The sequence below is a fragment of the Enterococcus silesiacus genome (assembly GCF_001886225.1).
Classification (GTDB): Bacteria; Bacillota; Bacilli; order Lactobacillales; family Enterococcaceae; genus Enterococcus_L; species Enterococcus_L silesiacus.
This window is the reverse complement of sequence record NZ_JXLC01000025.1, coordinates 59,245-65,327: the sequence shown is the minus strand read 5'-3', so window position 1 is coordinate 65,327 and position 6,083 is coordinate 59,245. Positions and strand designations below refer to the sequence as shown.

The following is a 6,083-nucleotide window of genomic DNA, read 5'->3' as shown; positions in this document are numbered from 1 at the left end:
TGTTTTTTTAAGGGTTTAGTTTTCGTATAAAGTGCTTATTTCTGAAGGGGTTGCTTCTGCTTCCACCGTTTATCCGGATTTCAAGTGATTGGGTCGTAACTCGTAGAGTTATGTCCCAATCACCTCATTGTTATTTTTTCTACTTATTATTTTGAAATTATACATTCACAATAGCAACAAATCAATCTTTTAGTAAAGAAAAATCTGTCCATAAATAGGAGTATCTTTGCTCATCTTCCACCTGTATTACTTCTGCAATAGTTTTGTCAGAGCCATCTAAATAATCTTGTAAATGCTTGGAAGAAAAACCCTGGGCTGTTGCTACATCGTGTGAACTAGCATAATAAATTTTTTTTAATCCCGACCATAGCAGTGCACCCATACACATTGGACAGGGTGCACAAGTCGTGTACATAATGCAATCAGACAGATCCAATGTGTTTAATTTTTTGCATGCTTCACGAACCGCTAATAACTCAGCGTGCGCTGTTGGATCTGTGTCTTTCACAACTTTATTCCCCATTGATGCAACAACCTCGTTTCTTCTAACGATCACTGCCCCAAATGGTCCACCATTGTCTTCCTTCATTTCTTTTAATGCTGTATCTACAGCTAATTTCATATAATCCACTTTAACACTCCTATCATACAATTTTGTAGTCTGTTTCATTTTTACATACTTTACTCTATATGTTAAAGTATGGTTTAAGTCAACCCGCAAAGGAGAAAAATAAAATGAAATCTTATACTATTGGAGAAACTGCTAAAATCAGTGGTCTCCAGACCCATACATTAAGGTATTACGAATCTAAAGGTGTCGTTTTATCAGATCGTGACAACCAGAATAACAGGGTTTATTACAATAAAGATATTAAATGGTTAGAATTATTAGTTTTATTAAAGGGAATGGGGCTTTCTTTAAAACAACTAAAAGAATATTCCAGGGTGTATTACAAAGATACTTCTAAAAATAATGCTATAGAAATTCTTTTTCAACAACAAAAAGTACTCTCACAGCAACAAACAAGAATTACAACTCAGCTTGAACAAATAGAAAATAAACTTACTTTTTTAAAACAATCAAGCAAAAATTTTAATGACTGTCAAAACAAAGAATTAACGATTATAACTGAATAAAAAACCTCTACAAGTTTCAGTTTTGTACTGAAACTTGTAGAGGTTTGCTTATTTTGGATATAATCAACTTATTATTTCAACTTAAAAGTCATTTCAACTGGATTATGATCCGAATTGTTAAATTCAGCATCAATGACTTTTCCGCTAATATTTTCTACATTATCTGAAATGATAAAGCCATCGATCAACGCTACAAATGACTCTCCTTTTTTATAAGGTTTATCTAAATTACGAACAGATGGCACCGGTGTTTTTAATTCACTTAATACAGCGACTTGTAAATTCTCTGGTAGTTCCTTTTTAGGAAAAGGCTGTAGCCAAGTGTATTCTTCCGTTGTATCATTTTTAAATGTTTCAGTCGAAGAATCTAGCAGGTCATGATTAAAATCACCACCACAAACGACATAATTTCCTTTTTTATATTCATTTTCCATATGATCGAATAATTTATGGACCTGTTCTTTTTGGATTTTTTGGTCCTTGATATAGGCAGATAAATGCACATTATACAGCATTAGATATTTGTCATTCTCAACTGGGATTTTCGATACTGTAAAAGCACGATCTAAATCAAAAAATTTATTGAAATTCGTTTCGATTGGTAAACTATAACGTGTACTTGCTTCAATCTCATTATTGCTTAAGGTCAGGATACCTGACTTTGATTTTCCGATTGGATCTAGGATCGGATACAGTAGAAATGCCGAATCATAATTCGTAACAAATACACTTGAAAAGTCAGTAAATTGTTGCTTGATTTGTGCGACTTCATCAACACCGCGACTGCGCGTAGCTTTTTCATCGACCTCTTGAAATAAAGCAAAATCTGGATCGATTTTTTTTGTCGTATCGATCACTCCAGAAATATTTTTAACAACACTTTCCTTACTGACAGCTTTCGATTGTTTGCCGCCATCCATAAAGAATGTATAATCTGGCGTGTAAGAGCCATAGCCAATATTAAAGGTTGTGATTTTATATTCTTGATCAGTCGATACTTGTTTTGCTTTGGCCTTTTGCGTAATTTCAATAGGGAAATCGTCAGCAATTCTAGCGTAACTGAAAAAAACATAGCCAACATAAGCTAAAACAACTACACTAAGAATAGCTAAAATAGTTAGTACAATGGTGAGCACTTTTTTTAATTTCATTTATTTCCTCCACTTTCCTCAAAGAGCAAACTTATAATTTACTAAAGTACAAACTCTATTTTATACTAAATAAACGTTTCTCTTCCATCCGCTATTTTCACATAACCTTCATTATAATAATCATAGAAAACTAATTCAATAACAACTAACTATATTTTGTTTTTATTACTACAATTCTCATAGCTTACTTATGCTACAATTAATAAAAAGGACGTGTTGAGCTTGGATAAATTTATAGGAAAAAAGATTGTTATTACTGGTGGCACAAGTGGTATTGGACGAGCTGGTGCACTCAAAATCGCAGCAGAAGGCGGGCGTGTATTTGTAACAGGTCGTAATCCTAAACGCATAACGAAATTACGAGCTGAGCTGCCTTCTGACAGTCTTGTTTTTTCAAATGACATGTCAAATACAGACAGTATTCCAGAATTAATACATGCAATAAGGACTTGGTCAGAAACGATTGATGGTCTTTGGTTAAATGCTGGAATCGCTCACTTAGATAACTTGTTGCCCTCAGATCAATCAAACGTTGAAGCAATGATCCAAACGAATTTATTAGTCCCTCGAATGCAGTTAGCGAGCTTAGCCCCACTCATAAAAGAAAACGGGTCGGTCGTAATAACCTCCTCTAGTTCTGTATATGAAGGTGCGGCTGCTACAGGCGATTACGCAGCCGTGAAAAGTGGACTAACAGCAGCTGTTAGAAGTTGGGCCACTAATTTAGCTTCTAAACAAATTAGAGTAAACACAATTGTACCTGGAGCAATTGAAACTAACTTCCGTCATTTTTTGTCAAAAGAAGAACAAGATGTGTTTGAAAAATCTCTGATTAAACAAGTTCCCTTAAAAAGAATCGGGAAACCAGAAGAAGCCGCAGCTCCAGCCTTATTTTTACTTTCAGATGAGTCTTCTTATATTACAGGTAGTCAAATTTTCGTTGACGGTGGCTTGATTAGACATTAAATTAGTGAGTATAATTATGGACTAGAGTAGCTCAAAAAATGTTGATATTTTTTTTACCCATTATTTCCTCAACTTTCTACTCTGTAATTTCCATTCTACAATAAGAACAAACCGTTTCATTCGAAAGGATTGGTGCTCCACAAAAATAGCAGATTTTATTACCTACTTTGATATTTCATTTTTGTCCCACGTTCACATTTTTCTTTTCCCCCAACACATTTCCATCTTTTTAACATAATATCCATTATAAGCATAGAATTTGTTAGATTCAATATGATAAAAAAGTAGCTGGAAAATCATTTGCAAACACAAGGATTTTCCAGCTATTTTTTTATTTCTATTGACTTAGATTTCAGTATCATTCTCTACTTCGTGGTTCATCTTTTTAATCATTGCCGTCGTTTTGGGTAGTAATTCATCATAGTACTCATCGATTTTATAATTTATTGTTGTCAGCCTTCCCTGAAGTTCTTCGATTTTTGCTGTGATTCGTTCCTGTTCTTCTTCCAGCAAAATTTTTCTTGCTTCGATCGTACTATCACCTTGATTTGCCAAACGGACATACTCAATGATCATCTCCAAGGTCATACCGGAAGCTTTTAATCTTAAAATCGATTGAATCCATTCCAGATCAACTTCGTTATAGTCTCGTACACCGTGAATCGTTCTTGTAACTGCCGGAATCACACCTATTCTTTCATAATACCTTAGTGTATCAGCAGAAACGCCCGTCAATGCTGCCATTTCTTTAATCGTCATCTAGTTTTCCTCTTTTTATATAAAGTCTACTGACTCTGATAATTTTTTATATTTTTCAGTCGTCTGGATTTTTTTATTTGCCATATTCAAAGCTAATGCATATGCATCACTACCAACCATCAATTCTAAAGGTGGTTCCTCCATTTCAACAATTTCCATATACAGTGTCGCAACTTTTTCTGGGTCACCTGGTTGGGCACCATTCATTGTGGCAGCAAATCCCAAACGTTCTTCTATTGATTTTTTGTATGGAGCACTGATTGTGTGCGACATCCTATAGGAATCTTCTGACAGAAATTCAGTTCGTAAGAAACCAGGAGCTGAATTGATGACATGGATGCCAAATGGTTTGACCTCTTCTGCAAAAGCTTGGGTAATTCCGTTAATAGCAAATTTTGTTCCTGCATAGGCTGATTCAAACGCACCGGCATAAAGTCCTGCAATCGACGATGTATTGATGATATAGCCAGATGATTGTTTTCGCATGATTGGTGTAACAGCTCTCATCATATTTAACGTGCCAAAGACATTGATATCAAAACATGCTCTAACTTCCTTATCGGTTAAATCCTCTACAGCACCAGCCACCATATAACCTGCATTATTGACTAATACATCAATTCTGCCAAATTTTTCGACGGCTCTTTTCACTACCTTTTTGATATCAGTTTCATTCGTTAAAGATAAACTTATCGGTAAAAATGAAGCACTTTCTGGTCCCACTTTTTGAATCAGTGATTTTGAATCACGACTTGTTGTAATGACTTGCTGTCCATTATTGAGTAAGGCTTTTGTTAAATCCAAGCCTAATCCCTTGGAACCTCCTGTTACTATCCAGACCTTTTTACTCATCTTTATACTTCCTCTCTATTTGCTGTTTGTTTGATCGATCAACAAGGAAAGTATAAACCTTGGAGGTACCTCCAAGACAAGACGTTTTTTCAATTATTTTTTTGAACAAGTTCTGCCAGCTTCGTGACTGTGTTAGCATTTCTGATTGTCACTCGATTATACATCTTATTTCCTACGATTTTTGACCAACGAGTTCTGGAAAATGTTTTGATTGGTGCTGACCAGAAAATTACCTGTCCATGATATGCTACCGTTTCATATTCGGCTTTCGCTTCACCAACAGATACGATTACTTCCTCAGTTGTGGTCGGCGGGATCACAAAAATCACGTTGTGCTTTGATTCTTTATCTGCATTCCACCACTCTGGCATCTGCTCTAACGCTTCTAGCAAAGTAGCTTTTGAGATGATCGTAACTGTGATCTGCAGCCCGAATTCTGCTTCAATTAGCTGTTCGCAAATGTTAGCCAGCTGCAAAACATCTGTTTCTTCACTAGAAAAAAGGATATTACCGCTATTTAAGTATGTAATGACATTTGTAAATCCATGTTGCTCAAAACGTTTTTTCAGTGTTGCCATAACCACTCGATTTTTTCCACCGACATTTACGCCGCGTAATAACGCAATATATGTTTGCATTTTCCACCACTCCTTGTTATCTATTATTTAGAAGTATAACGTATTCAAAGAACTGAAGTAAAAAAGCTAGCTCTTAAAATGAAAGCAACTATTTTCTCTTAAGACAATATCTATATTATAATAAAGAACCAACGATCATAACTCAAAAGAAAAGAGGGCGTCGCAATGAAAGATGTAACTGATTTTTTTTCAAAGATAAGTGAACCCGAACACCGGACACGTTTAGAAGAAATTTTTAATTGGACCAAAGAAAATTATCCTCAATTAAGTGTTGTCATCAAATGGAATCAACCTATGTTTACCGACCATGAGACCTTTATTATTGCATACAGCGCTGCTAAAAAACATATTTCAGTTGCACCAGAAACAGTAGCAATCACTACTTTTAAAGAGGCCATCGAGCAAGCGCACTATCAACATACCGATAATCTATTCAAAATCACTTGGGACCAGCCTGTTGATTTTTCTTTACTAAAAAAAATAATCGATTATAATATCCAAGAAAAAATCCATTACACAAAATTTTGGCGAGAATAGTGTGTAAGTAACGTACTTTATTCAAAAAAGTTTTATCGATGAG

8 protein-coding genes are annotated in these 6,083 nt (G+C 35.0%); 3 read left to right on the top strand and 5 right to left on the bottom strand.

Features of this window, described 5'->3' with window-relative positions; all coding sequences use genetic code 11:
* Positions 1–181 precede the first annotated feature (181 nt).
* The gene (locus tag RV15_RS14830; protein WP_071878796.1) at positions 182–622 is read right to left on the bottom strand and encodes a nucleoside deaminase; all 441 of its coding nucleotides are present in this window, start codon (positions 620–622) and stop codon (positions 182–184) included.
* A gap of 113 nt (positions 623–735) precedes the next feature.
* Here RV15_RS14830 and RV15_RS14825 point away from each other — a divergent pair, with 113 nt between their 5' ends.
* Positions 736–1,137 (top strand): MerR family transcriptional regulator, encoded by a 402-nt coding sequence (locus RV15_RS14825; protein WP_071878791.1) that lies wholly within the window; start codon positions 736–738, stop codon positions 1,135–1,137.
* A gap of 71 nt (positions 1,138–1,208) precedes the next feature.
* Here the strand turns inward: RV15_RS14825 and RV15_RS14820 are convergent, their stop codons facing one another.
* Positions 1,209–2,288, bottom strand: coding sequence for an endonuclease/exonuclease/phosphatase family protein (locus tag RV15_RS14820; RefSeq protein ID WP_071878790.1), 1,080 nt, complete (start codon positions 2,286–2,288; stop codon positions 1,209–1,211).
* 222 nt (positions 2,289–2,510) lie between these two features.
* On the opposite strand from RV15_RS14820, the gene RV15_RS14815 reads away from it, so the two are divergent.
* A complete protein-coding gene (locus RV15_RS14815; protein WP_071878789.1) occupies positions 2,511–3,254 on the top strand; it encodes an SDR family NAD(P)-dependent oxidoreductase in 744 nt (247 codons plus the stop codon).
* Positions 3,255–3,599: 345 nt separating this feature from the next.
* Here RV15_RS14815 and RV15_RS14810 read toward each other — a convergent pair whose 3' ends face one another.
* The 3 genes from RV15_RS14810 to RV15_RS14800 form a co-directional block, all read right to left on the bottom strand.
* Positions 3,600–4,013: a MerR family transcriptional regulator gene (locus tag RV15_RS14810; RefSeq protein WP_071878788.1), complete on the bottom strand. Its 414-nt coding sequence runs from the start codon at positions 4,011–4,013 to the stop codon at positions 3,600–3,602.
* A 15-nt stretch (positions 4,014–4,028) separates the two neighbouring features.
* Positions 4,029–4,865, bottom strand: coding sequence for an SDR family oxidoreductase (locus RV15_RS14805; protein WP_071878787.1), 837 nt, complete (start codon positions 4,863–4,865; stop codon positions 4,029–4,031).
* A gap of 89 nt (positions 4,866–4,954) precedes the next feature.
* Complete coding sequence (locus tag RV15_RS14800; protein WP_071878786.1) at positions 4,955–5,503, bottom strand: DUF1697 domain-containing protein; 549 nt, start codon at positions 5,501–5,503, stop codon at positions 4,955–4,957.
* 165 nt (positions 5,504–5,668) lie between these two features.
* Here RV15_RS14800 and RV15_RS14795 point away from each other — a divergent pair, with 165 nt between their 5' ends.
* On the top strand, positions 5,669–6,040 hold the full coding sequence (locus RV15_RS14795; protein WP_071878785.1) for an iron chaperone: 372 nt from the start codon (positions 5,669–5,671) through the stop codon (positions 6,038–6,040).
* Positions 6,041–6,083: the final 43 nt, after the last annotated feature.